General features: G+C 71.0%; 20 protein-coding genes. 8 read left to right on the top strand and 12 right to left on the bottom strand.

The annotated features are described in order from the left end of the window. Positions 1-135 precede the first annotated feature (135 nt). Positions 136-1,050, bottom strand: a complete 915-nt coding sequence (locus AB0O34_RS04460; protein ID WP_363912504.1) for an RDD family protein — start codon at positions 1,048-1,050, stop codon at positions 136-138. A gap of 39 nt (positions 1,051-1,089) precedes the next feature. Between AB0O34_RS04460 and AB0O34_RS04455 the strand changes: the two genes are divergently transcribed. After that, positions 1,090-2,079 (top strand): stage II sporulation protein M, encoded by a 990-nt coding sequence (locus AB0O34_RS04455; protein ID WP_363912502.1) that lies wholly within the window; start codon positions 1,090-1,092, stop codon positions 2,077-2,079. Positions 2,080-2,155: 76 nt separating this feature from the next. Here the strand turns inward: AB0O34_RS04455 and AB0O34_RS04450 are convergent, their stop codons facing one another. From AB0O34_RS04450 to AB0O34_RS04425, 6 genes are all read right to left on the bottom strand, one after another. Then, the gene (locus AB0O34_RS04450; RefSeq protein ID WP_363912590.1) at positions 2,156-3,793 is read right to left on the bottom strand and encodes a penicillin-binding transpeptidase domain-containing protein; all 1,638 of its coding nucleotides are present in this window, start codon (positions 3,791-3,793) and stop codon (positions 2,156-2,158) included. A gap of 205 nt (positions 3,794-3,998) precedes the next feature. After that, positions 3,999-5,384: a DUF58 domain-containing protein gene (locus AB0O34_RS04445; protein WP_363912500.1), complete on the bottom strand. Its 1,386-nt coding sequence runs from the start codon at positions 5,382-5,384 to the stop codon at positions 3,999-4,001. Further along, the gene (locus AB0O34_RS04440; RefSeq protein WP_363912498.1) at positions 5,384-6,322 is read right to left on the bottom strand and encodes a MoxR family ATPase; all 939 of its coding nucleotides are present in this window, start codon (positions 6,320-6,322) and stop codon (positions 5,384-5,386) included. The genes AB0O34_RS04445 and AB0O34_RS04440 overlap by 1 nt, the downstream gene beginning before the upstream one ends. Positions 6,323-6,522: 200 nt before the next feature. After that, positions 6,523-7,707, bottom strand: a complete 1,185-nt coding sequence (locus AB0O34_RS04435) for a DUF4350 domain-containing protein (RefSeq protein WP_363912496.1) — start codon at positions 7,705-7,707, stop codon at positions 6,523-6,525. Between the two features lie 52 nt (positions 7,708-7,759). Further along, entirely contained in the window at positions 7,760-8,416 is a 657-nt protein-coding gene (locus AB0O34_RS04430) for a DUF4129 domain-containing protein (RefSeq protein WP_363912494.1), read from the bottom strand. Then, positions 8,413-9,864 (bottom strand): hypothetical protein, encoded by a 1,452-nt coding sequence (locus AB0O34_RS04425; RefSeq protein WP_363912492.1) that lies wholly within the window; start codon positions 9,862-9,864, stop codon positions 8,413-8,415. Before AB0O34_RS04425 ends, AB0O34_RS04430 begins: the two co-directional genes overlap by 4 nt. Before the next feature lie 304 nt (positions 9,865-10,168). Here AB0O34_RS04425 and mtrA point away from each other — a divergent pair, with 304 nt between their 5' ends. From mtrA to AB0O34_RS04395, 6 genes are all read left to right on the top strand, one after another. Further along, a complete protein-coding gene (mtrA, locus tag AB0O34_RS04420; RefSeq protein ID WP_114031473.1) occupies positions 10,169-10,846 on the top strand; it encodes an MtrAB system response regulator MtrA in 678 nt (225 codons plus the stop codon). A 41-nt stretch (positions 10,847-10,887) separates the two neighbouring features. Further along, entirely contained in the window at positions 10,888-12,657 is a 1,770-nt protein-coding gene (gene mtrB / locus AB0O34_RS04415) for an MtrAB system histidine kinase MtrB (RefSeq protein WP_363912490.1), read from the top strand. Continuing rightward, positions 12,647-14,413: an LpqB family beta-propeller domain-containing protein gene (locus AB0O34_RS04410; protein ID WP_363912488.1), complete on the top strand. Its 1,767-nt coding sequence runs from the start codon at positions 12,647-12,649 to the stop codon at positions 14,411-14,413. Before mtrB ends, AB0O34_RS04410 begins: the two co-directional genes overlap by 11 nt. Before the next feature lie 114 nt (positions 14,414-14,527). Next, positions 14,528-15,229 carry a ComF family protein gene (locus AB0O34_RS04405; RefSeq protein WP_363912486.1) on the top strand — a complete coding sequence of 234 codons (702 nt, stop codon included), beginning with the start codon at positions 14,528-14,530 and terminating at the stop codon, positions 15,227-15,229. A gap of 687 nt (positions 15,230-15,916) precedes the next feature. After that, positions 15,917-16,588 (top strand): ribosome-associated translation inhibitor RaiA, encoded by a 672-nt coding sequence (gene raiA / locus AB0O34_RS04400; RefSeq protein WP_363912484.1) that lies wholly within the window; start codon positions 15,917-15,919, stop codon positions 16,586-16,588. Positions 16,589-16,724: 136 nt separating this feature from the next. After that, entirely contained in the window at positions 16,725-17,429 is a 705-nt protein-coding gene (locus tag AB0O34_RS04395; protein ID WP_363912482.1) for a response regulator transcription factor, read from the top strand. Positions 17,430-17,471: 42 nt separating this feature from the next. On the opposite strand, the gene AB0O34_RS04390 is transcribed toward AB0O34_RS04395, so the two are convergent. Both AB0O34_RS04390 and AB0O34_RS04385 read right to left on the bottom strand, forming a co-directional pair. Further along, positions 17,472-18,746, bottom strand: a complete 1,275-nt coding sequence (locus tag AB0O34_RS04390; protein ID WP_363912480.1) for a crosslink repair DNA glycosylase YcaQ family protein — start codon at positions 18,744-18,746, stop codon at positions 17,472-17,474. Positions 18,747-18,874: 128 nt separating this feature from the next. Continuing rightward, positions 18,875-19,162 carry an HGxxPAAW family protein gene (locus AB0O34_RS04385; RefSeq protein ID WP_363912478.1) on the bottom strand — a complete coding sequence of 96 codons (288 nt, stop codon included), beginning with the start codon at positions 19,160-19,162 and terminating at the stop codon, positions 18,875-18,877. 293 nt (positions 19,163-19,455) lie between these two features. On the opposite strand from AB0O34_RS04385, the gene secA reads away from it, so the two are divergent. After that, positions 19,456-22,260: a preprotein translocase subunit SecA gene (gene secA / locus AB0O34_RS04380; RefSeq protein WP_363912476.1), complete on the top strand. Its 2,805-nt coding sequence runs from the start codon at positions 19,456-19,458 to the stop codon at positions 22,258-22,260. A 51-nt stretch (positions 22,261-22,311) separates the two neighbouring features. Here the strand turns inward: secA and AB0O34_RS04375 are convergent, their stop codons facing one another. The 3 genes from AB0O34_RS04375 to AB0O34_RS04365 all read right to left on the bottom strand — a co-directional run bounded on the left by AB0O34_RS04375 (position 22,312) and on the right by AB0O34_RS04365 (position 25,227). Continuing rightward, on the bottom strand, positions 22,312-22,917 hold the full coding sequence (locus AB0O34_RS04375) for an Rv3235 family protein (RefSeq protein ID WP_363912474.1): 606 nt from the start codon (positions 22,915-22,917) through the stop codon (positions 22,312-22,314). A 207-nt stretch (positions 22,918-23,124) separates the two neighbouring features. After that, positions 23,125-24,456, bottom strand: a complete 1,332-nt coding sequence (locus tag AB0O34_RS04370) for a PTS transporter subunit EIIC (RefSeq protein WP_363912472.1) — start codon at positions 24,454-24,456, stop codon at positions 23,125-23,127. Between the two features lie 30 nt (positions 24,457-24,486). Next, positions 24,487-25,227 (bottom strand): GntR family transcriptional regulator, encoded by a 741-nt coding sequence (locus AB0O34_RS04365; RefSeq protein WP_363912470.1) that lies wholly within the window; start codon positions 25,225-25,227, stop codon positions 24,487-24,489. Positions 25,228-25,312: the final 85 nt, after the last annotated feature.

Raw genomic sequence — 25,312 nt, 5'->3', positions numbered from 1 at the left:
GGGTATGGCCGGTGCGACCTCTCCCTCACGCACCGGGCCATACCCGTTCCCACGTAGCGGGCTAATGCCCCAGTAGCCCGCTGGAACATCCCGTGCCCGTGCTTTACGCATGTATGCCTCGGCATTACCAAAAATCTACGCCGGAGGGATGAAACCACCGGGCGTCGGGCGCGTTCGCCCTGCTGAGGACGGGCGAGCGGCAGGCGGCGGGCCGTACGAAATCGCCGGACGCCAGGTGGGCGGAGGAAGCGGGGCGGGGGGCCCCAGCGGAGGGGGGACCGCTCCGTACGGCGAGGAGTTCTGCCGCATCTGGCGCGCGAGCCGTACCTCCGTGCGGCGGCGGCGCTCGGCGAGCACGGCGGCCAGATAGGCGTAGGGAGGCGCGGAGGGCGGGGGCGGCGGCGAGACGAAGGACGCGAACTGGGCGGCGATGCGCGTGCCCATGTCGTGCCGGACGGCGGGGGAGAGCTGGTGCCAGCGCGAGAGGTACTGCCTCGCCGTGGCGGCGAGGTCCTCGGGCAGGCGGGAGAGCTCCAGTGTGCCGGCCCAGCGGGCGAGCGGCGCGGGCATCTCGGGCGGCGGAGCCTGGCGGGGGCCCCGCTCGGAGATCACGATGGTCCCCGAGAAGATGTCACCGAGCCGCTTGCCCTGCGGCGAGATCAGCGAGCTGATCAGCGCCGGAGCGCCGAAGAACATCCAGAACTCGAGGAGCCCGGACAGCCCACGGAACAGCGCCTGCCGGAAGCGCTCGGGGCCGCCGTCGTCGCTGACGACCCGCAGGCCCATGGCGAGCTTGCCGAGGCTCCTGCCCCGGCTGAGCGTCTCGAAGATCACCGGGTATCCCACGATCACGAGCGCGCTCAGCAGGATCGTGAGCGCCACCGCGACCGCTTCCTCGGCGACGATCGACAGCATGCCCAGCAGCAGGCTCAGCCCGAGGATGGCCAGGAACTGGAGCACCATGTCGATCAACAGCGCCAGGGCCCGGCTCGGCAGCTGGGCCACTCGTACCTCTACGACCACGGCCTCGCCGGTCACGACATCTGCCACGTCCCCCACCCTATCCATCGGCCCAATAGGCTCTCGTGCGTGGACATCGACGCGTTTGTCTCCGCGCACAAGCCGACGTGGGACCGGCTGGAGACCCTGGTGCGGCACCGCGGCTCGCTCAGCGGGCCCGAGGTGGACGAGCTGGTCGACCTCTACCAGCGCGTCGCGACGCACCTGTCCATCGTCAGGTCAGGCTCCGACCAACTGCTGGTGGGCCGGCTCTCGGCGCTCGTCGCGCGGGCGCGCTCGGCGGTCACGGGGGCGCACACGCCGGCCTGGCGGGAGTTCATCCGCTTCTTCACCGTCTCGTTCCCGGTGGTCGCCTACCGCGCCCGGTGGTGGTGGGCCACCACGACGGCGGTGTTCCTGCTGGTCTCCCTGGCGGTCGGCATGTGGGTCGCGCGAAACCCCGACGTCCAGGCCGCCATCGCCGGGCCCGAGCAGATCAAGCAGCTCGTGGAGCACGACTTCGCCGACTACTACTCCGAGCATCCCTCGGGGGCGTTCGCCGGGCAGGTGTGGATCAACAACGCCTGGGTCTCGATGCAGGTGATCGCCACGTCCGTGCTGCTCGGCATCCCGATCCCGTACATCCTCTGGCAGAACGCCGCGAACGTCGGCGTCTCCGCCGGGCTCATGGCCTCCCGCGACCGGCTCGACGTCTTCTTCGGCCTGATCACCCCGCATGGCCTGCTGGAGCTGACCGCCGTCTTCCTCGCCGCCGCCGTCGGCATGCGCCTCGGCTGGACGGCCATCGACCCCGGGCCGAGGAAGCGCACTGAGGCACTGGCCGAGCAGGGACGGGCCGTGGTCGCCGTCGCGCTCGGCCTGGTGGTGGTCCTGCTGGTGTCGGGGCTGATCGAGGCGATGGTGACCCCCTCCGCCCTGCCCACGTGGGCGCGCGTCGGCATCGGGGTGGCCGCCGAGGCCGCGTTCCTGGCGTACGTCGTGTTCTTCGGGCGCCGCGCGCTGCGGGCGGACGAGACCGGCGACCTCGAACGCGCCCCCGACGTCGCCCCCTCAGCCTGAGGCGCGCATATCGAGCTACTCGGGTCTCTCCCCGTGGTGCTGGGACACTCCGGTGACCTGCGGAAACCGGTTCCAGCTACAGCGCTTTGAGGAATTTCGCGGCGATCGGCGCCGCCACGGCGCCACCGGTGCCCCCGTTCTGGACCAGCACCGCGAACGCCAGGTCGCCCCGGTACCCGATGAACCACGCGTGCGACCTGGCCCCGGCGACCTCGGCGGTGCCGGTCTTGCCCGCGGTGCCCGAGGGGAGACCGGCCCGCGCCGCGGTGCCCCGGGTGACCACGGCGCCCATCATCGTGCGCAGGCCGTCGGCCACGCCGTCGTCCAGGGGCACCTGCGCCGGTGAACCCGCGGGGGGCGCGTCCGTCATGATGGCGGGCTTCCAGACGCCGCTCGCGGCGGCGGCGGCCACCTCGGCCATGCACAGCGGGCTGGCCTGCACGGAGTTCTGGCCGATGGCGTCGGAGCCCAGCTCGTTCAGGTCCTTGTACGGCAGGATGCGGCAGAAGCTCAGGCCCGGCTTCTCGCGGAACCCGAAGCGGTCGGCGGCCTCGGCGCGCAGCCGGTCGTCGCGCAGCCGTTCGTAGGTCTGGCGCACGAACGTGGTGTTGCAGGACAACGCGAAGGCCGTGGTGAGGCTCACGGTGCCGTGGTCGGCGCCCCCGTCGTTGGTGAAGGTCCTGGCGTTCGGGATGGTGTAGCTCCCCGGGCACGCCACCGGTGACTCAGGAGTCAGGCCGCTGCGGAACAGGGCGGCGGAGGTCACCACCTTGAACGCCGAACCCGGCGGGTACAGGCCGTTGAACGCACGCTTGCCGCCCAGCGTGTCCGCCACCGCGCGGACCTGGCCAGACTGGACGTCCATGGCCACGATCGCCGAGGGCTGCCCGACCCCGTCCAGTGCGCGGGCGGCGGCGGCCTGGACGGTCTGGGAGATCGTGCTCCGCGTTCCCGTCTGCGGCGGGGTGGGGGATGCCAAAAGGACCTTGCCCGATGGCACCTCCTCCAGCTTCAGGGTGACCACCGTCGCGTCCAGCCCGGTGACGTAGTCGCCCGCCCGGCTGTCCGCGGGGAACGGCAGTCCCTCGCGGGTGAGCGTGGCGGGCCTTCGGACCCGGGTCTCCCTCAGGCGCAGGCTCCCGCCGTCCTTGAGCGAGGGGTGCAGCGTCTCGGGGGCCCAGAGCACCTTCCAGGCACCGTTCCTGGACGCCAGGCGCAGCACCGAGGAGAACGGCCACCGGCCCAGCCCGGTCACCTCCCTGACCCCCTGGAAGGGCACCTCGGCCGCCTGCTCGCCCTGGCGGCGCGGAGCGCCCGGGCTGAGCGACAGCGACGCGATCCGCAGCTCGGCGCTGAACCGCCGGTGCCGATCGGCGAAGTCGGCCGGAGGGTTGTCCACCAGCGCGGCCATGGTGGAGAAGTCACCGGCCCGCCAGGCGTCGAAGTAGCGCGCCGCGGTCACGTCGGGAGCGGCCGGCGCCGCAGTCTGGGGCGTCACGACGGACGGCGGGGGCGTCTGGGCCGTGGTCTCCAGCGGTGGGGGAGTCTCGGCCGGCAGGAGGGTCGGCGCGGGCGTCGAGGCCGGTGGCGCTCCCCCGGCCGACCGGACGGGCGCGGAGGTCTGCCGCGCCCGCGGCGTGGCCTCCACGGGACCGGGGCCGGTCAGCAGCGCGAACACGCCGAACGCGATCATCGCCACCACCAAGGCGATCATCACGAGAGGCCACCGCTCACGCATTCCGCCGACACCGCCCGATTCCCCCGCGTGCACACCAGCGCAAAAGATCGTAAGCGCGCACCCGGCCACGTACCAGGCTTTCACCCCTCCTGGCGGATTGTTCGCCCTCAAAGCATCAATTGGTGGCAGGCCGGAACTTCTCGGCCACGACTTCGCTCGCCCGCGACGGTGCGACAGACGCCTAGAGGCGGCCGGCGGCCTTGAGGGCGAGGTAGGTGTCGGCGAGGGCGGGGGCCAGGTCGTCGGGGGTGGCGTCGACCACCTCGCATCCGTGGCGGCGGAGCCGGGCGGTGAGCCGCTCGCGCTCGCCACGCAGGTGCTCGGCCGCCGCCGCGTCGTAGACCTGCTCGGCCGTGCCGCGGCCGGCCGCCATCTCGGCGACACGCGGGTCGGCGACGGCGGCCACCAGCACGACGTGTCGCGAGGCCAGCTGCGGCAGTACGGGGAGCAGGCCCTCTTCCATGGCCGCCGGGTTCAGGTCGGTGAGCAGGACGACCAGGCACCGCCGCTTGGCGCGGGCTTGGACGGCCGCCACCATGCTCGCGGAGTCCGCCTCGACGAGCTCGGCCTCGATGGGCGCCATCACGTTGACCAGCGCCGACAGCGAGTCGGTACGGGAGGCGCCGGACATCCACGCCCGTACGGCGCGGTCGTGGGCGAGGAAGTCGACCCGGTCACCGGCGCGGGTCGCGAGGGCGGCCAGCAGCAGGGCCGCGTCCATCGACCAGTCGAGACGCGGCCATCCGGCAGCGTTCGCGGCACCGCCCGGCCGACTTGGCGGGAAGATGGGAGGGGTTCTCGTGGTGGTGCCGGGAGCCGCGGGGATGGGGGAGGTGCCGACTCGGCCGGCAGATGTGCGGCCGGTGTCGAGGACGATCAGGACCCGGCGGTCGCGTTCGGGGCGCCAGGTCCTGACCACCACGTCCGAACGGCGGGCCGTGGCACGCCAGTCGATCGAGCGCACGTCGTCGCCCACGACGTACTCACGCAGGGAGTCGAACTCCGTGCCCTGGCCGCGCACCAGAGCGGGATGCTGTCCCTCCAGCTCGCGCAGCTTGGACAGCTTCGCGGGCAGGTGCTTGCGGCTGAGGAACGGCGGCAGCACCCGCACGGTCCAGGGCACCCGGTGGGACCCCTGACGCGCGGCCACGCCGAGGGGGCCGAGCGACCGTACCGTGATCGTCACGGCCTCCCGGTCGCCGCGCCGCGACGGCGTCAGCGTCGTGACGAGGCGGCGGCGCTCACCGCCCGGGACGTCGAGGCGCAGGTGGCGCGGGCTCGCGCCGGCCGACGGCGGCCAGGCGTCCCGCAGCGTGCCGCGTACGCGCCGGCGTCCGGGGTTCTCGACGATCAGCTCCACCTCGACCGACTCGCCGAGCCGTACGAGGTGCTCGCCGCCGCGCCGGAAGCGCAGCGGGCGCACGCCCCCGGCGAACAGCAGGTCGACCAGGATGAGCGCGCCCAGCAACAGCAGCAGGCCGAGCACGGCGTAGCCGGGCCGCGGCGCGAACAGCACGCCGGCCGCGCCCAGCGCCGCGATCAGCCCCGCACGGCCGGTCAGCGCCATCAGCGGGGTACCGGGACCGACGCGAGCACACCGTCGAGCAGCCCGTCCGGTGTCGCACCCTCCAGCTCGGCTTCGGGACGGAGCTGGATGCGGTGCCGCAGGGCGGGCTTGGCCAGGGCCTTCACGTCGTCGGGGGTGACGTAGGAACGGCCGGACAGCCAGGCCCACGCGCGGGCCGCCGCCAGCAGCGCGGTCGCGCCACGCGGGGACACGCCCAGTTGCAGGGACGGGGACAGGCGGGTCGCCCGGGCGAGGTCCACGATGTACCCGAGCACCTCGGGGGCCACGTGGACCTTGGCGACCTCGGCCCGCGCCGCCGCGAGGTCGGCGGCCGTCGCCACCTGCTTGACGTGCGACAGGTCCTTCGGGTCGAAGCCGAGCGCGTGGCGTTCGAGCACCGCGATCTCCTGGTCGCGCGGCGGCAGCGGCACGGTCAGCTTGAGCAGGAACCGGTCGAGCTGCGCCTCCGGCAGCTGGTACGTGCCTTCGTACTCGATCGGGTTCTGCGTGGCGACCACCACGAACGGATCGGGCAGCTTCACCGGCGAGCCGTCCACGCTGACCTGCCGCTCCTCCATGGCCTCCAGCAGCGCGGCCTGGGTCTTCGGAGGGGTGCGGTTGATCTCGTCGGCGAGCAGCAGGTTGGTGAAGATCGGCCCCTCGCGGAAGGCGAACTCGGCCGTCTTGGCGTCGTACACCAGCGACCCGGTGACGTCTCCCGGCATCAGGTCGGGCGTGAACTGCACCCGTTTGAAGTCGAGGGACAAGGTGGCGGACAGCGTGCGTACGAGCAGCGTCTTGGCCACGCCGGGGACGCCCTCGAGCAGCACGTGCCCCTTGCACAGCAGGGCGATCACCAGGCCGGTGACCACGGCGTCCTGCCCCACGACCGCCTTGCCCACCTCGGCGCGAAGCGCCCCGAGCGCGTCCCTGGCCATGTCGCCGGGGAAGGACGGCTCATGCGCCGGCGGCGGGGCGTCGGCCGGTGGCGGCGTGGACGTGACGGGCGCGACCGTCCCGGAAGGTCCCCCAGGTCCGGGAGGTGCCGGAGGCCCGGAAGGTCCCTGAGGTGCCGGGGACGATGCCTCGGGGGATGTCTGGGGCCACGGGTTCAAGGGGCCTCCGGGCGGAGGTGTGGTCACGGCTCTCGTACCTGCCTTTCCAAGGTGTCGAGGTGGCCGGCCAGGGCAACGAGCCCGGCGTCATCGGCCGGAATCGGGCCGTACATGACCGAACGCACCCAACCTGCATCCTGCCCGGTCCGCAGAGCGGTCGCTGCGATGATCTCGTCCGGAGTCGCGTCGCCGGACAGGCCGAGCCTCGGGGCGAGCCGGGCGGCGGACGCCGCCCGCAGGGTGGCGGAGGCGCGGTCGCGGGCCCGGCGGGCGCGGTAGAGACGGCCGCGCCCCTCGACGGTCTCGGCCGCGCGTACGACCACGGGCATCCGCTCGACCACGACGGGACCGAGGCGGCGGCCCCGCCAGAACGCCACCACCAGCAACGCGACGCCGAGCTGGAGCACGGCCCAGGGCACCCCCGCCGGGACGAGATCCCCGGCACTGGCATGTCCCGCCCCGGGGACCGCCCGTGACTCCTCCGGCACCAGCCAGATGAGGACCGGCTTCGCGCCCGCGAGGTTGATCGCCAGCGCGGCGTTGCCGTCCTCGGCGAGCCGCTGGTTCGTCATGAACGCGCCGTCTGCCACCACGGTCACCGTGGGGGTGCCGAAAGAGCGCACCAGGCTCGGTCCGTCGGCGCCCGGATAGCAGCCGATCGACCTGGCGGGCACAGTGAGGGCGCCGCCGCCGGTGAACGCGCTTCCCGCCCGGACGGCGGCGGGGAGATCGCATCGTGGCTCCCTCGAACGCACCGACGCCTGGCCGCTCGCCGTGATCCCGGGGGCGAGGGTGGACAGGCCGGGGACCGTGCCGACGATCATCCGGTCGGCGCGGGTGCGCGAGAGCGTGGTGATGTCGTCGTCGCCGAGGTAGGCGGTGCTGGACACCAGCAACTGCGTACCGGGCCCGTCCAGGCGTACGACGTCTTCGACGGTGGAGACCCGCTCGACCCGGATCCCTCGCCGGCCGAGGATCTCGGCCAGAGCCCTGCTCCCGGTGAGCGTCGCGTCGGCGGGATCGAGACGCCGGCCCTCCGTGGAGGTGCCGGTGACCAGCGCGGTGAGCGCGGCGAGGACGATCACGACCAGGCCGAAGAGCACCATGCCGCGGCCGCCGCGCCACATGCCGCGCACGGTCGCCGACGTCGAGGTCGAGGGGCCGCCGGGGACGGTCGAGGCGGCACGCTCGGGTGCGGTGACCGTCATGGGGCGTCTCCCCCGGCCGATCGGGAGGCGGGTCGCCTCGGTGCAGTGACGGTCATCGGGCGCCCGCCGTGGCCGGGGTGATCGCGGCCGGTCTGGCGGCGCGCAGGTCCTGGTCGAGCCCCGACATGGCCTGGTAGCCCTCCGCGTTTCCGGGCGCCTCGCCGTAGGTGACGTCGTCGAACAGGCGGGCCGCCACGGCGAGCCTCGCGGCGAACTCGGGAAGCTCACGCCCGGCGGCCTCGGCCAGCTCGTCCGCCGTCCTTCCGGGCTGCGGTGCCACGATCGCCCGGTGCTCCAGGTCGCGCGCGATGGCCCGGAGCCGCTCGCGGATGGCCTCGGCCCAGCGCGACTCCCCGGCGAGGCGCTCGGCCTCGGCCCGGTGCTCGCCGGCGGTGCGCTCACGGACGCCGAAGAGCCCGTCGGCGGCGGCCCGGCGGCTCCGCGTGGCGCGCTTCGCCTGCCAGGCGATAAGTAGGACCAGGGCGGCGACGACCAGGAGCACGACGACCAGCGCGAACACGCCTCCCGGAACGCCTCCGGGGGCGTTGTCGAGGAGGCTGTCGAGGAAGTCCTGCACGGTCCGGAAGATCCGGTCGATCAGCGACTCCTGCTGGTACTCGGGCCTGACGAGCTCTTCCACGGCTCTGCGGCGCGCTTCGTCCCGCCCGATGTCGTCGAGGACCACGGCGCCGATCACAGAGATGATCACGGCGCTCCGGGGGTGCCGGTGGGGCGGGGCTCCGCGGGACCTGATCCGTACGGTCCGGAAGCCCCAGGTCCGTACGGGCCGGTGGGGCCGGCGGCGTGGGAGGGATGCCACAGGTCGTCGGCCGTGGCCGACACCCAGCCCTGGCGCTGCTGCTCGATCGCGGCGGTCTGCAGCACGAGGTCGAACGCCTCGGCCCGCATCCGGCGGTCGGTGTAGAGCAGCCCGTTGACCCCGGCCTGGATGGGATAGGTGATCATCGAGCTGAGGATGCCGCCCACGACGAACAGGATGGTCGTGACCACGGTGGCGGCGACGCTGCCCTGCCCGCCGAACGCCACCACGATGCTGATGATGTTGACGGGCACCGACAGCACGCTGCCGAGGACGCCGACCAGAAGCTGGGTCAGCACCAGGATGCCGAGCACCCGCCAGAAGTCCCCGGTCACGAGCCCCCACGACCTGCGCATCGACTCGACGACGCCGCGCCGCTCCAGCACGACCGCCGCGGACGCCAGGGAGAAGCGGGTGCTGATGAACAGGGCGTACGCGAGGTAGGCGAGGACGAGCACCAGGCCGACGACCAAAAGGGCGGTCACGCTCGCCCCCGCGGCGGCGAGGGCCGCGACGAGCGCGATCGCCACGGCGAGCGGGGCCAGCGCGATCAGCCCGGTGAGCAGGGCCAGCCCGAACAGGGCGGGCAGCCGCGAGCGGGTGAGCCGCCAGGCCTCGCCGATGGTGATCTTGCCGCCGAAGACCGAACGGCCGAGGACCCGCGTCAGGATGCCGGTCAGCATGGTGACCAGGAAGAACTGCATGATCAGCGACAGGACCGTGCCGCCCAGCTGGGCGGCGAGCCCGCCCACCGGCACGTCGGTGCCCGACTCGATCGCCGCGGGGTTCGCCAGCAGGTCGCCCATAGAGCGGTAGTACACCGCCTGGCCGATCGCCAGCGGCAGCGTGCCGATCGCGGCGGCGATGGCCGACAGCCCGAGCGTGGCCTTGGGGTTGGAGCGGATCAGCTTGATGGTGCCGTCGAGGATGTCGCCGAGGCCGAGCGGGCGCAGCGGGATGATCCCCGGGCGCAGGGCCTGCGGCGGCGGGCGGTAGCCGTACGGCTGTCCGTAGACGGGCGCCTGCCCATACGGGCCCTGGCCGTACGGCGGCTGCGCCTGACCGTATCGCGGACCCTGGCCGTACTGCGGGGCCTGCGCGTTCGGGTCGTGACCGGGCGGGACCGGCGCCGCCTGGCCGTCAGGGGCCTGCCCGTACGTGCCCTGGCCGTAACCGGGCCGACCTGCGGGGACGGCACCCGGAGGGGGCTGGTTCACCGGCGGGCCCGAGCCGCCGGGAGCGGTCCACGGCGTCTGGCCCTGGCCGGAGTACGGCGGAGGCTGGTTCTCCGCCCAACCCGGGGGCGTGCTGGGCGTGGAGCCGTGACCGTCTGACATATCCCAATCCTGGCATGTCGCACCGCGCTCCGTGGTGGCCAGCCAAGCGATCAAGGCCTCCGATGGCCGAATAGGGGGTACTTGGCGCACACTTGGTGCGGGGGCCGTGCGGACCCGCGCCACGCCACGCCACAAGCTCATCGAGCCAGATCATTGGCGGGTTCCGTAACCTGCGCCTAAAATTCGGCTTTTGGTGAAGCTATTGTTCGATCGTTTATCACCCTGCGATGACTCGCAGGTAACCTTCGGTCGGTCGTACGGCTTTCGCCGCAACCTCCAAAACTTGCAGAACGAATGAGGGGCCATGAAAGGACGCGTGCTGGTCGTCGACGACGACGCCGCTCTCGCCGAGATGCTTGGCATTGTCCTTCGGGGCGAGGGCTTCGAGCCGTCGTTCGTATCGGACGGAGACAAGGCGCTCGACGCGTTCCGTGACACCCGGCCGGACCTGGTCCTTCTCGACCTGATGCTGCCCGGAGCCGACGGCATCGACGTGTGCCGCCGCATCCGCGCGGAGTCCGGCGTGCCGATCGTCATGCTGACGGCCAAGAGCGACACCATCGACGTCGTACTCGGCCTGGAGTCCGGGGCCGACGACTACATCGTGAAGCCCTTCAAGCCGAAGGAGCTCGTGGCACGGGTGCGCGCGCGGCTGCGCCGCACCGACGAGCCGACGCCCGAGGTGCTGCAGATCGGCGACATCACCATCGACGTCGCCGGCCACTCGGTCAAGCGGGAAGAGGAGACCGTCAACCTCACCCCGCTGGAGTTCGACCTGCTGGTCGCGCTCGCCCGCAAGCCGCGCCAGGTGTTCACCCGCGAGGTGCTGCTGGAGCAGGTCTGGGGCTACCGGCACGCGGCCGACACGCGGCTCGTCAACGTGCACGTCCAGCGTCTCCGCGCCAAGATCGAGAAAGATCCTGAGCACCCCGAGATCGTGGTGACGGTCCGCGGCGTCGGTTACAAGGCCGGTCCGGCGTAGGCGGCCCCGCCGTGCCCGCGCTGTGACCCCCGGACATCCTTATGGCCTCCCCGACCTCGTCTTCAGGCGCCGTCCGCACCGCGTCCAGGCCCAAGGCGAAGAGGAAGACCCGGCGCACCCCGCGCCAGATCGTGCGCGGTGTCCGCAGGCGGGCACGCCGCGCCGCGGGCCGGGTGCGGCGGATCTGGCGGCGCTCGTTGCAGCTCAGGGTCGTCACCAGCACGATGGTCATCTCCATGATCGTCGTCGCGGTGCTGGGCACCTTCCTCTTCCAGATGATCACCACGGCCGTCCTGGACGGCCGTGTGCACGCGGCCATCGCCGAGGCGCAGGCCAACGTCACCACGGTGACCAGCTACCTCAACCAGCCTCAGGTGGCGGTGTCCAAGCAGTCGGTGGTCTCGCAGGAGGACAACTCCGAGATCCTCATGGGCGCTCCGCTCGAACAGGCGGCGCTGGCGCTCGCCGTGCGGTCGGACTCCCGCTACAGCGTGGTGATCCTCAACGCCGACGAGGTCGGCCAGGACCGCGGCACAGGGAACGTCGATCCGAAGAGCGTGCCCCGGCAGTTGCGCGACAAGCTGCGGCAGGTCAAGGATCCGCCCCAGTGGTGGCAGTACACCTCGATGTACTACTTACACGACCCGAAGCCGGTGCCGGCCCTCGCCATCGGATCTCTGGTGTCGAACATCTACGGCGGCGACTACGAGGTCTACCACTTCTTCCCGCTCGACGCCGACGTGTACACGCTGACCATGGTCCAGCGGTGGCTGATCGTGGTGGGCGTGGCCCTGGTGCTCCTGCTCGCGGCCGTGGCGTCGCTGGTGACCCGGCAGGTGGTCACCCCGGTCCGGCTCACCCGCCAGGCCGCCGAGCGCCTCGCCGCAGGGAATCTGTCGGAGCGGCTGCGTGTGCGCGGTGAGGACGACCTCGCCCGCCTCGCGACCTCCTTCAACGAGATGGCCTCCAACCTGGCTCTGAAGATCCACCAGCTGGAGGAGCTCTCGCAGGTCCAGCGGCAGTTCGTGTCCGATGTCTCCCACGAGCTGCGCACCCCGCTCACCACCGTGCGCATGGCGGCCGACCTGCTGTACGAGAGCCGCGAGGACTTCGAGCCCGCGGCCTCGCGCTCGGCCGAGCTCATGCAGAACCAGCTCGAACGGTTCGAGTCGATGCTCGCCGACCTGCTGGAGATCAGCAGATACGACGCCGGGGCCGCCACGCTGGACATCGACTCGGTCGACATGCGCGACGTGGTCCTGCGGGCGGTGGGGGACTCCCAGCCGCTGGCCGAGCGCAAGGCCACCCGGCTCGACCTGCGGCTCCCGAACGAGCCGTGCATGGCCGAGGTGGAGGCCCGCAGGGTCGAGCGCATCCTGCGCAACCTGCTGTTCAACGCCATCGAGCACGGCGAGGGCCGCGACATCGTGGTCACCTTGGGCGCCGACCGCGACGCGGTGGCGGTGGCGGTGCGCGATCACGGGGTCGGGCTCAAGCCCGGCGAGGAGAACATGGTCTTCGACCGGTTCTGGCGAGCCGATCCCTCACGGGCACGCACCATCGGTGGCACGGGCCTCGGCCTCGCGATCTCCCGTGAGGACGCCACGCTGCACGGCGGCTGGCTCCAGGCGTGGGGCATGCACGGCGAGGGGTCGCAGTTCCGGTTGTCGCTGCCGCGCCAGGCCGGGGCCGAGCTGCGCGGGTCGCCGCTGCCGCTGGTGCCACCCGAGATCGAGATGCGGCGCACCTGGCGAGGGCAGGCCACGCCGGTCCTCTCCCCGGCGATCGAGGGAGGCTTCGATGCCGACTAGCCGGGCACGGCGGAGGCTGCGCGCGTTCGCCCTGGCCGCCGTCGTCTTGGCCTCGGCGTCCTGCTCGACGGTGCCGACCGGGGGCAGCATCTTCGCGGCCCGCGACACGGGCGGGGGCGACCCGCTCAGCCAGCCGTACGTCCGCATCCTCGCCGGGCCGCCGAAGCCGAACGGCTCCCCCCTGGAGATCGTCGTCGGCTTCCTCACCGCCGCCGCGAGCTTCGACGACCCGCTCCGGACCCTGGCCAAGCAGTACCTCACGGGAGAGGCCCAGCGCACCTGGAGCCCCTTCGACGCCGTCACGATCTACGACAACGGCAAGCCGACGATCGACACGCCCCGGGACGACATCCAGCAGGCCCACGTGGCGCTGACCGGCACCATGCTCGGCGAGCTCGACCGCGACGGTCACTACGTGCCGAACGCGGCCTCGGCGGGCAGCGGGCTGAACAAGGGGTTCACGCTGGTGAAGGTGAGCGGCCAGTGGCGCATCTCGTCGGCGCCGGCGGGGCTGCTGCTGTCCAACGACGACTTCAAACGCGCCTACCGCTCCTTCGACCTGTACTTCGCGGCGTACCAGTCGGTGGGCCTGGTCGCCGACCAGGTGCGGGTGCCGATCAACCCCGGCGAGGGGCTGGCCAAATCCCTGGTCCACCGGCTGCTCGCCGGGCCGACCACGCCGCTCAGGGGCGCGGTCGAGTCCGCGTTCGGGCCGAACGTCGACGTCAACGGGGTCTCCGTCGAGGGCGACACGGTCGTGGTCGACTTCACCTACGGCATCGTCGACTCGGCGCAGGTCTCGGGGTACAGGGAGGCGCTGTCGGCCCAGCTGTCGTGGACGCTCAAACCGCTGACCGAGTCGCGGCGCATCGAAGTGAGGGTCAACGGCGAGCAGTTCCCCGGCGGGCCGTTCATCATCGACCCCCGCGACTACGAGCGCTTTGATCCCGACGTCCTGTCCTCCCAGCCCACGACCTACTACCTTCAGCAGGGCAGGCTTCACCGGATCGACAAGGACAGCGACAGCCCCGTGACGCTCGGCACGGGAGGCCAGGCACGGCAGTTCACCCACCTCGCGGTGTCCAACGACGAGCCGCCCAAGATGGCCGCCCTGGAGAAGAGCGGCGGCGTCTGGGTCACCGGCATCACCTCCGGCAACCAGTGGCAGCGCTGGATCGAGGGGCCGGGGCTGACCCCGCCGTCGTGGGACCGCTACGGGGACGTCTGGTCGGTCTCGCGGCAGGGGCCCGGCAAGTCGCAGGTGATCAGGGCGCACGAGCCTTCCCGGCAGCTCCCCGTCAGCGCGCCCGAGCTGGAGTCCACCGACGTCAAGGCGTTCCGTGTCGCGCGGGACGGGGCACGGGTGGCCGTCATCTCCGACGACGGGCGCGGCGAGCAGGTCCTGGTGGGCTCGATCAACAGGACGAACTGGGTGGTGGAGAACCTGCACCCGCTCGTGCCGGCGGAGGACGGCCAGCGCATCGTCGACATCGCCTGGCGGGACGCGAGCACGCTCCTGGTCCTCACGGACACCAAGTCCGACCGCGAGCTGACCCCCTGGTCGGTCACGCAGGGGGTCCGGGTCGAGACGGCCAAGGCGGCGGCCCGCATCGAGAGCATCACCGCGGGCCCGGACCCCATCTCGCTGCTGGCCGGCACGGCGGAGGGCGAGGTGCTGGTGTGGGACCCGCAGAAGCCCAAGTGGAGCACGCTCGTCAAGAGCGGCGCCGGTGCCCCCGTCTACCCCCTGGGCTGATCCTGCCTGAGGGCCTGTGGACGAGCGCCTCGCGGCGGCCGGTGCCTGAGGGGGCCTGTGGACAAGTGCGGGGCGGCACCGGTTTCCGTCGGTGGCGGGTCGCATGATGCCGGGGTGCTGACCGCGTTCCTCGACCTGGTTCTGCCCGCTCGCTGCGCCGGGTGCGCCCGCGCGGGCTCTGTGGTGTGCCCCGCCTGCGCGCAGGAGCTCCACGGTGATCCGCGCCCGAGGGCGCCCAGCCCGCCTCCCCGCGGGATGCCCGACTGCTGGGCGGGCGCCTTGTACGCGGGGGCGCCGCGCCGGGCCATCCTCGCGTACAAGGAGCGCGGCCGCACGGCGCTCGCGCGCCCGCTCGCCGCGTCCCTGACCGCCACCCTCGTGGCGGCCCTGCGGGAGTCGGACGCGCTCGGCGCGCCGCTGGCCCTGGTCCCGATCCCGAGCGCCCGCAAGGCCGTACGGCAGCGTGGCCATGACCCCGTCGGCCGGCTGGCGGAGCTGGCCGTAGGGGCCCTGCGGTCGCGGGGCGCGCCGGTGACGCTCGCGCCGGTCCTCGCGCAGCGGCGGCGGGTGCGCGACCAGGCGGGCCTCAGCGCCTCGCAGAGGGCCGCGAACCTGAGTGGAGCCTTCGGGGTTCGAGCGGCGGGAAGCGCCCCGGAGCGTTCACTGTGGGGGCGGCCTGACCCGGTCGCGGTGTTGGTCGACGACATCGTGACCACGGGCACGACGCTGGCGGAGGCGGCGGGGGCGCTGCGCCGTGAGGGCGTCGTGGTCCCGCTGGCGGTCACGCTCGCCGCCACGCCACGCCGAGCGCGCTGAAGGCACCGGCAATGCCCCAGCGCGGTCTTCCCTGCCCTGCCTCCATGGCCGCGCGCTGACCGGCCGCTGGGGCGGGCCATTCCCGGGGCGCTCGCGACGACCGCCGGAGTGCTGGGACACGCGCGACACGCCCGGGTTAGATCCAACTCTAAAAGATTACGAAGGGTAATGAATTGGTCAAATCCGGAGCCTGCCCCGGCAGTCACAGGTTCCTGGCCAATCAATCCAACCCCGCAGCTCAACAGATGCGAGAAGCCTTCACACACCGGCTCCGAGCATCGTCAACTTCCCGTCTGCCGAAGGGCTAAAGCCCGTAAGCAGATCACTTACAGTGATCCTTTGGCTGATCTCACGGCTGACATTCGGGCCGGTAGCGACTAGCGTTCGAGCCATGGCACCCGTTCGGGTCCGTGGTTGCGCCGGACCGACCCCCGCAAGGGGACCGGAATGGCTAGCCGATGCCAGCCGCAGGCGAAACGGCCCACGTAAGGCGACTCTTCGTCGACCGATCACGGTGCGGCTTAGAGGTAAGTCCTGCCTTCCCGGAGGGTCAGATGCCCTCCGCAAGAAGAGAAGGGCAGTAGTGGCGACTGAGCCGCGAACCCCTCAGCAGGCGGATGTGGGGACGAAGACCAGGTCGGCCGGACGGGTGTCCTCCTCGCAGTCGAGACGAAGGGGGGCCTTTGAGTGGACATCATCGTCAAGGGACGGCACACCAGTGTGAGTGACCGGTTCCGCGATCATGTGACAACGAAACTGGCCAGGATCGAACGACTGGACAACAAGCTCATACGAGTGGACGTGGAGGTGTCCAAGGAGGCGAACGTTCGGGCGACCGACGACCGCGAGCGGGTGGAGCTGACCATCCACTCCAAGGGCCCAGCCGTCCGGGCGGAGGCATCCGCCGACGATAGGTTCGCGGCGCTCGACATCGCCCTCGGCAAGCTCGAAGGACGGCTAAGGCGCATCGCCGACCGGCGCAAGGTCCACCATGGCAACCACTGTCCCCCCTCGGTCGCCGAGCTGACCTCCGCTCTGGCCGACAACTACGAACCACTGCCCGAGCCGCTCCCCGTAGAGCCCCAGGTGCAAGAACGGGCCCAGGCCGAGAAGTCGCCGCCGAGCGAGTCCGAGTACCCCGAACCGATCGTTCCGATCGAGATGGAGGGGGACGGCCCCCTGGTCGTCCGCGAGAAGTTCCACGAGGCCGACCCGATGACCATTGACCAGGCGCTGCTGGAGATGGAGCTCGTGGGGCACGACTTCTATCTGTTCAGGGACAAGGAATGCGGGCAACCGAGCGTCGTGTACCGACGTGTCGGGTATGCCTATGGCGTCTTGCGGCTCGTAGAACAGTAACCAACGCGTTCGAAGATCCTCTCGACCCCCCGCGCGTCGGAAACCCATGTAATGATGGCGGTTCCGACGGCGCGGGAGCGTCGCGCGGTAGGGATCGACCTACCTGGCGCGATCTGGCTCCCCACGAGGAGGAGGCGTGACGCAGACCGACGAAACGGCCGGCCACTCCGGGCGTGAAGAGCCGATCCGCGTGCTGATCGTTGACGATCACGCGTTGATCCGGCGGAGCCTGGAGCTGGCGCTGGCCGCGGAGCCGGACATCGAGGTGGTCGGCGAGGCGAGCGACGGTCAGGAGGCGGTCGAGATCGCCGACCGTCTCCTGCCCGACGTCGTTCTGATGGACGTCCGCATGCCCCGGCAGGGCGGCATCGAGGCGACCAGGGTCATCAAGGCATCGGTGCCGAGCGCGCGCATCGTCATGCTGACCGTGAGCGACGAGGAAGAGGACCTCTTCGAGGCGATCAAGGCGGGGGCCACGGGCTACCTGCTGAAGGACGTGCAGATCGACGAGGTGCCGGACGCCGTCCGCGGCGTCCACGAGGGCCAGTCGCTCATCAACCCGGCCATGGCGGCCAAGCTCATCAGCGAGTTCGCCAACATGAGCCGCAAGGAGGCCGAGCGCCCGCCGCAGCTTCCGGTGCCCCGGCTGACCGAGCGCGAGATGGAAGTGCTGCGCCTGGTCGCCAAGGGCATGAACAACCGCGAGATCGCCAAGCAGCTGTTCATCTCCGAGAACACCGTCAAGAACCACGTGCGCAACATCCTGGAGAAGCTGCAGCTGCACTCTCGCATGGAAGCGGTGGTCTACGCCGTGCGCGAGCGCCTCCTCGAGATCACCTGAGGGACCCAAGGCGATCTCCTCAGGCGTTCACCTGGGGCACGGTCAGGCGAGCCCGGCGGGCGTACCCCGCAGGGCCGCCTGGAGCGGTGCCGCCAGCTCCGGCGTGCCGACGCGCTCCACGCGCACGTCGTCGCAGCCGACCCAGGCCGCGGCCTCCCAGAGCGCCGCGGCCATGGCCTCGACCGCCCCGGCGCGCACGGCGGCTCCCGCGCGGCCGGCCGCCGGCTCGAACCCCACCTGGCGGGCCACGAACGTCGACCCCTCACGAGCGGGGTCGACCCGCCCGATCAGCCGGCCCCCCGCCAGCACCGGCATGGTGAAGTAGCCGTGAACCCGCTTGTCCTTCGGCACATACGCCTCCAGCCGGTGGGTGAAGCCGAACACGCGCTCGGTGCGGGCGCGATCCCACACCAGGGAGTCGAACGGGGACAGCGGGGTCGTGCGGTGGCGGCCCCGTGGCGCGGTCTCCAGCGCGGCGGGGTCGGCCCAGGCGTTCGGCCGCGCGGCTCCGCCCGTCGCGCGGCCTCCGCCCCGGCCGTCGGGCCAGCCGGCCACGCGCACCGGGACCAGCCCTGACGTGCCGTCGAGCAGCGCCTGGTCGAGCATCGCGCCGTGGGCGGCGCGCACGCGCACGAAGTCGGCGAGGTCGGCGCGGGTGGCGACGCCGAGGGCGGCGCCCGCGATGCGCGTCAGCCGCGTGACGCACTCGGCGTCGGTGGGGTTCTGCCCGAGAAGGGCGGCGGGGACCACGCGGTCGGCCACGTCGTAGACGCGGCGCCAGCCGGCCCTGCGCGTGCAGACCACCTCGCCGATGTCGAGGAGGAACTCCACGGCGATCTTGACGTCGGACCAGTCCCACCAGGGACCGCCGTTCTTGGCTCCGCCCAGCTCGGTGGTGGTCAGCGGCCCTTCGTTCCTGACCTGCTCCAGCACCTTGTCGACGGTGGGCGGGACCTCGTGCCACCGGAAGCGCCGCTCGCGGTAGGCGCGGCGGCGGAAGGAGTAGAGCGGCCAGTCGTCGATCGGCACGATGCAGGCGGCGTGGCACCAGTACTCGAAGGCGTGGGCGGGGTCGTGCCAGTAGGCCCGCTCGACCTCGGCCCTGCCGACGGACCCTAGCCGCGCGTACGCCACCAGCTCGTGGGAGCGGGCCAGGACGGAGATGGTGTCGAGCTGCACGGCGCCGAGGCGGCGCAGCATGGCGGTCACCCCGCCACGCCGCGACTCGGCCCCGAGGAAGCCCTGGGCGCGGAGGATGACCCGGCGCGCCTCGTCGGCGGAGAGCTCCAGCGCGGGGGCGGGGAAACCATTCGGCATGGGTCGATGCTAGGGCGTGCCACCGACAAAACCGATACGCAGGTGTCGTCGCGAAAGAGAACGCCCCTGCCGCGGGTGTCCACGGCAGGGGCGGCCCGGTCTTCCGGGGCGAGGCTCAGCGAGAGCGCTCAGACCGCGTCGGTGTGACGCTCGAAGGGGGAGTGGTGCTCTTGGATCGCGATGGCGCGGGGAGCGTCCTCGATGACGTCGGAGAAGATGTCGAAGACCAGGGCGAGCACGCCGCCCACCGCGATGACTCCGGCGCCCACCCAGAAGAGGAACCAGTTGGGACCCATCACCAGGGCGACCCCGCCGATGGTGAACCCCAGCAGGATCACGGTGACGGCGAGCCACGAAGTGGGCCTTCCCGCGTGAGACTGCCCGCCGTGTGCCTGCGCCGGTGCGCTGTCGGCCATCCTGACTCCCTGTTTTAGTCCAAATTCCCATGTCGCCAGAGGGGCGCCCCGAGGCAAAGATTCCCTCCCCTTACCATCGCACGATATACAACGTCACTACCCCTCCCGCAGGCCGTGCCCTGTAAAGGCCTCAGGTGGGAGGCGTCCGGGAACCTTCGGGGCCCGGACAGCGTCGTTGACGATGGCTGTGTCCGGTGGGGAAACCGCCTACCATGGCTACGGGGAACCATGTCTCGTCCTCATGTCCGCAGCCGTCGGGCCGCGGTACAGACCTGCGAGGAGCTTTACAAAAAGTGCCAGCCATTCTCGACAAGATTCTTCGCGCCGGCGAGGGCAAGGTCCTGCGTAAGCTGAAGCGGATCTCCGAGCAGGTCAACTCCATCGAGTCCGACTTCACCAGCCTGAGCGATGCCGAGCTGCGCGCGCTGACCGCTGAGTTCAAGCAGCGGCACGCCGACGGCGAGTCCCTCGACGATCTGCTTCCCGAGGCGTTCGCGGCAGTGCGCGAGGCGGCCCGCAGGGTCCTCGGCCAGCGCCACTTCGACGTGCAGATCATGGGCGGGGCCGCGCTCCACCTCGGCAACATCGCCGAGATGCGCACCGGTGAAGGCAAGACCCTGACCTGTACGTTGCCCGCCTACCTCAACGCGATCGCAGGCAAGGGCGTGCACGTCGTCACGGTCAACGACTACCTCGCCAAGCGCGACGCCGAGAACATGGGCCGGGTGCACCGCTTCCTCGGCCTCGAGGTCGGCGTGATCCTGGCGAACATGCAGCCGGACGAGCGCCGCAAGCAGTACAACGCCGACATCACCTACGGCACGAACAACGAGTTCGGCTTCGACTACCTCCGCGACAACATGGCGTGGTCGCTGGAGGAGTGCGTCCAGCGCGGCCACGCTTTCGCCGTCGTCGACGAGGTCGACTCGATCCTCATCGACGAGGCGCGCACGCCGCTGATCATCTCCGGTCCCGGCGAGCAGTCCGGCAAGTGGTACCAGGAGTTCGCCAAGATCGTCCCCCGCCTCCGCCGCGGCGTCGAGGGCAAGGAGGGCGAAGAGAGCACCGGCGACTACATCGTCGACGAGAAGAAGCGCACGGTCGGCATCCTCGAGGCCGGTGTCGAGAAGGTCGAAGACTGGCTCGGCATCGACAACCTGTACAAGCCCGAGCACACCCACCTGGTCGGCTTCCTCAACAACGCGATCAAGGCCAAGGAGCTCTACAAGAAGGACAAGGACTACATCGTCGTCGACGGTGAGGTCCTGATCGTCGACGAGTTCACCGGTCGCGTGCTCCACGGGCGCCGCTACAACGAGGGCATGCACCAGGCCATCGAGGCCAAGGAGTCCGTGAAGATCAAGGACGAGAACCAAACCCTCGCCACGATCACCCTGCAGAACTACTTCCGCCTCTACTCCCGGCTGTCGGGCATGACCGGCACGGCGACCACCGAGGCGAACGAGTTCCACCAGACCTACAAGCTCGGCGTCATCCCGATCCCGACGAACCGGCCGATGGTCCGCAAGGACCAGGCCGACGTGGTCTACAAGAGCGAAGACGCCAAGTTCAACGCCTGCGTGATCGACATCAAGGAGCGCTACGAGCGGGGCCAGCCGGTGCTCGTCGGCACCACCTCGGTCGAGAAGTCCGAGAGGCTCTCCAAGGCGCTCAAGCGGGCCGGCGTCCAGCACGAGGTGCTGAACGCCAAGAACCACGCCCGTGAGGCCACGATCATCGCCGAGGCGGGCCGCAAGCACGCCGTCACCGTCGCGACCAACATGGCCGGCCGAGGCACCGACATCATGCTCGGCGGCAACTCCGAGTTCCGCGCCGACATCGAGCTCCAGCAGCGCGGCCTGTCCCCCTCGGAGACCCCCGAGGAGTACGAGAAGGCCTGGCCCGAGGCGCTCGAGAAGGCCAAGGACGCCGTCAAGGCCGAGCACGAGGAGGTCACCGAGCTCGGTGGCCTGTACGTCCTCGGCACCGAGCGCCACGAGTCCCGGCGCATCGACAACCAGCTCCGAGGCCGCTCAGGCCGTCAGGGCGACCCGGGCGAGTCCCGCTTCTACCTGTCGCTCGAAGACGACCTGATGCGGCTGTTCAACTCCGCCCGCGTCGAGATGATCATGACGCGGCTGAACATTCCCGAGGACGTGCCGATCGAGTCGGGCATCGTCTCCAAGGCGATCGCCTCGGCCCAGCACCAGGTCGAGCAGCAGAACTTCGAGATCCGCAAGAACGTCCTCAAGTACGACGAGGTCATGAACCGCCAGCGCAAGGTGATCTACGCCGAGCGCCACCGGGTCCTTGAGGGCGCCGACCTTCGCGACCAGGTCCGCGACTTCATCACCGAGGTCGTCGAGGGGTACGTCCAGGCGGCCACCGCCGAGGGGTTCGCCGAAGAGTGGGACCTCGACAAGCTGTGGAAGGCGTTCCAGCAGCTCTACCCGATCTCGATCACGGTCGACGAGCTGATCGAGCGCGAGGCCGACGGCGAGCGCGAGAACCTCACGCCCCAGCTGATCACCGACTGGGTCAAGGCCGACGCCCTCGCGGCGTACGAGCGGCGTGAGGAGGAGCTCGGCGCCGAGACCGTGCGCGAGCTGGAGCGGCGCGTCATCCTCTCCGTGCTCGACCGCAAGTGGCGCGAGCACCTCTACGAGATGGACTACCTCCAGGAGGGCATCGCGCTGCGGGCCTACGCCCAGCGCGACCCGCTGATCGAGTACCAGCGTGAGGGCTTCGACATGTTCGCGGCCATGCTCGACGGCATCAAGGAGGAGTCGGTCGGCTACCTGTTCAACCTCGAGGTCGAGGTGCAGGACAACCCGATCGTCGAAGAGGTCGCCGCCGTCGACGCCAACGTCAGCGAGGCCGGAGCGATCATCTCCAAGGCGCTGCGCCGGCCGCAGCGGCCCACCGAGATGATCTACAGCGCTCCCGGCGAGAGCGGCGAGGTGGAGCAGACCCGGGTCCGCACCACCGCGGAGGAGCGTGCCGCGTACGGCAACGTCGAGCGCAACGCCCCCTGCCCCTGCGGCTCCGGCAAGAAGTACAAGCGCTGCCACGGCGACCCGAAGAACGTCCAGGTCTGACCGTCGCGCGACGGCCCCGTGACCATCTGGTCGCGGGGCCGTCTCCATGTCTCACGCCGTTTCGAAGTCCGTGCACAGCCACTGCGTGCCGTGCCGTTCGAGGCGGATCGCCAGCACATGGCTGCGCTCGCCGCAGTGGACCAGCACGCACGCCTCGACGGCGCCGTCACGGGGCTGGTTGACGTGGGGCAGCCCGGCCATCGGCGGCCGTCTGGCGTGGATCATCTTTCCCGCGCGCACCAGCTCGGCGTACGCCCGCTCGGTGAGGCGGTCGGCGACGGTGCTCGGCGGGCGGCGACCCGCGAGGATCTCGGCCATGGCCTGCCCGAGACTCCGCAGCCTGCGCTCGTCGGGCATCGACCCCGCAGCCCCGCCCGCGCGGATGGCGTACGGACCGCTCGGCGGGCGGGGGGTGCGAGGCCGGCCAGGCCCGCTCGGCGGGTGAGGCGCGAAAGGCGCACGAGGCTCGCAGGGAGGCTCACAGGGCGGGTCACAGGGCGGGTCACAGGGCGGGTCGTAGGCGAGGGCGAGTGCCCCCTGGGTCGGCGGCGGGGGCAGGGGCGGCGAGCCGGGGCCGCGCTCGTCGTCGTAGGGCGGGTCGGCCGGAGGGACGGCGCGCAACCGGGGGAGGGTGATCGGTCGGGGGGGACGGGACATCGGGGCACTCCGGTGTCGTCGGCGAAACTTGACGCACTAATGAGTTTCCGGCCCGGCCCGGTGATACGGCGCGCTCCAACTTCCTGCTCCAGCGGCCGGTTCGTACGGCTTGCGCCGTAAAGATCACCGCCGGTTGGAGCGTCAGGCGGTCCGCCGGGCGCCCTTTGCGGAAGGCCGGCGCGTCGAGGAGGACCGTCCGAAACCCGCTCAGGGGGCGTTGGCGCGGGTGCTGGGCTCGCCGGAGTCCACGTCCGGCTCGGGCTCGCGCCCGGGGGTCAGGATGTTCAGCCGCTTGATCAGGAAGCTGAACACCACGTAGTACACCACCGCGTAGATCAGGCCGAGGAACATGATCTGCCAGAACTTGTCGGTGTTGGACTTGGTGGCGTTGAGCGTCGCGTCGATCGCGCCCGCCGAGAAGCTGAAGCCGAGATGCCCGTCCAGGGCGGCGACCAGGGCCATCGAGAGCCCGGTGAGCAGGGCGTGGATCACGAAGAGCAGCGGGGCGACGAAGATGAACGCGAACTCGATCGGCTCGGTGATCCCGGTGACGAAGGCCACCAGCGCCGCCGAGATCATGATGCTGCCGACCGCGGTGCGGCGGTGCGGCGGCGCGGCGCGCCAGATGGCGATGGCGGCGGCGGGCAGGCCGAACATGATCACAGGGAAGAAGCCGGCCATGAACTCGCCGGATCCGGGGTTGCCCTGCAGGTAGCAGGTGAGATCACCCGCGAACTGCTTGCCCGCGACGGTGCAGTCGGGCACCTGGAACCACACGATCGAGTTCAGGAAGTGGTGCAGGCCGAGGGGGATGAGCAGCCGGTTGAACACGCCGTAGATCCCCGCGCCGGCGGTGGAGTGGTCCGCGAGCCACCGGCCGAAGCTGGTCATCCACTCGCCGACGGGCTGCCAGAGGAGCCCGAACACCACGCCGAGCAGCAGCGCCACGAAGGCCGTGACGATCGGCACGAACCTGCGCCCGCCGAAGAACGCCAGCCAGGTGGGCAGCTTGATGCGGTAGTAGCGCTGGTAGAGCAGGGCGGCGGTGATCCCGATCACGATGCCGCCGAGCACGCCGGTCGGGTTGCCCGCCGCCAGGTTGATCACTTCCGTCGGCTTGCCGTCGGCCCCGACGATCGTCTGCGCGACCCTCTTGTGGACGGCGAATCCGGAGGAGGCGTCGAAGAACAGCAGCTTGGAGACCCGGTCGAAGACGAGGTAGCCGATCAGCGCGGCGAGCGCCGTGGACCCGTCGGAGCGGCGGGCGAACCCTACGGCCACGCCGATGGCGAAAAGAATGGGGAGGTTGTCGAAGAGCACTCCACCCGCGCCCCCCACGACCTCGGCGATCTTGTCCAGGGCCGCGTTCCGCGTACGTCCGAGGAGGTCGTCCTGGCTGAGCCGTAGCAGCAGGCCCGCGGCGGGCAGGGCGGCGATCGGCAGCATCAGCGAGCGGCCGATGCGGGACATGATCGCCATGAGGACGGAGGCGGATGAGGGGGCTGCGGGCGGGCCCGCGTCGGCCGAGGTGGAGCTCATCGGCTTTCCTCCAGGAATGGGATGGAAGGCTCAGCTGCGCCGAGTCGGTATCTCCAGCACCGTGCGGAGCTGGTACCGGTCGGCACGGTAGGTCGAGACCCCGAACTCGACGCAGACGCCGCCGGTGAACGACCGGCGCTGGAGCAGCAGCACGGCACCGCCCCGGGGCAGCTTGAGCAGATCGGCGTCGCCCGGATCGGCGATTCCACCGTCGATGGTCAGCTCTCCCGCGTCCAGCACCACTCCGTGGCGCGTCTCCAGGAGCGCGTAGAGCGACCGGCCGGACAGGTCGAACGTCTCCAGGTCCGGCGCGAAGGAGACCGGGATGTGGGCCCTTTCGATACACAGCGGTTCCCCGTCCGCCGTGCGCAGCCGTTCGATGAAGTGCACGGCCTCGCCCGGCTGGATGCCGAGCTCCCGCGCGAGGTGCGCGCTGGCCCGGACCACCCGCCGGTCCAGGTCGCGGGAGCCCGGTTCCATTCCACGGGCCCGCATGTCGTCGCTGAACGAGGTGAGCCGCAGCGCCATCTCGATCTTCGGGCGGGCCACGAACGTACCTTTGCCCGCGACGCGGTGCAGCCGGCCCTCGGAGACCAGGTGGTCCACCGCCTGGCGTACGGTCATCCTTGACAGGCCGAAACGCTGGCAGAGCTCTCGCTCGGAGGGGATCGCCGCCCCGATGGAGAGCTCGTTGTTCTCGATGAGGTCGAGGAGGATCTCGCGAAGCTGGAAGTACTTCGGCACGGGGCTGTCGGGGTCGATCTGGGCCACTGATCCTCTCCCCTCTCGATGTCGGTGTCGGTATAAGTTAGGGTTTGTGCTGGTCTAGTCCGGACTAGACCACACGCCAGAAATG

It is taken from the genome of Sphaerisporangium sp. NPDC088356 (assembly GCF_040685555.1).
GTDB lineage: Bacteria > Actinomycetota > Actinomycetes > Streptosporangiales > Streptosporangiaceae > Sphaerisporangium.
The sequence above is the reverse complement of the archived record's forward strand: the minus strand, read 5'-3'. Positions and strand labels throughout refer to the sequence as shown.